1 protein-coding gene is annotated in these 685 nt (G+C 61.2%); it reads left to right on the top strand.

Annotation, left to right across the window (positions count from 1 at the left end; genetic code table 11):
* Window positions 1–487 (top strand): hypothetical protein (locus X742_RS1000000175175; protein WP_023775659.1); only part of this gene is annotated, 487 nt, incomplete at its 5' end.
* Window positions 488–685 lie beyond the last annotated feature (198 nt).

Below are 685 nucleotides of genomic sequence, written 5' to 3'. Positions count from 1 at the left end.
GCAATACGACCGCTACGTCAACGACGTGCCGGGCCTGGCGGAAGAGGCAGTCAAGGTTCCGGGGAGCATCCTTTACGTTTTCTCGAACTGGCCGCTCGTCATCAATGCCGGGCTGGCCGAGCTGGTGAAACGCAGTCCGCGTCGATCGGGACGATATGCGAATTCTTTCGTGGTGATCGTCGGCGGCCGCACCGTGGTCACCGACTATTCGAAGCTTCGGCCGGACGCCGAGGTCATTATCTTCAACCCCTACCCGTCGACCCGCAAGATCGAGACCGGCTATAATGGGCCGGGCCGGCGGCACTTCGACGGCGCCAAAAACGCCATGAGTTATCGCTTCAAAGACGCCTTCAAGATCGAGATGAAGTACGTCGAAGTGCCCGGCGGCATCAGCCCGCTTGCCCCATACCGCCTCAAGCGCACCACGAAGCGGCGCGCCGCCGGCACAGCGCTGACCTATCCCGCCCTCGTGATCAACGCGCTCTGATGAATCTCGTGACCGCATATCTAGTGGCCATCGCGATGTTCGCGGTCGCGATGGGCCTTTCGTATGCCCTGGCCGTTGCTGGCGAGCCTCAATCGCATTGGATCTGGTGCTCAGTTTTGGGTCTCTGCTGATGTCCAGCCTTACCACCTACGATACCATCGAGCAGTACCTGCCCGCTCAATGGTCGGCCGCCTGTGC

The organism is Mesorhizobium sp. LNHC229A00, from assembly GCF_000502415.1.
In the GTDB taxonomy this organism is placed as follows: Bacteria; Pseudomonadota; Alphaproteobacteria; order Rhizobiales; family Rhizobiaceae; genus Mesorhizobium.
Note: the sequence above shows the minus strand (reverse complement) of the source record. Positions and strands in the feature narration are given on the sequence as shown.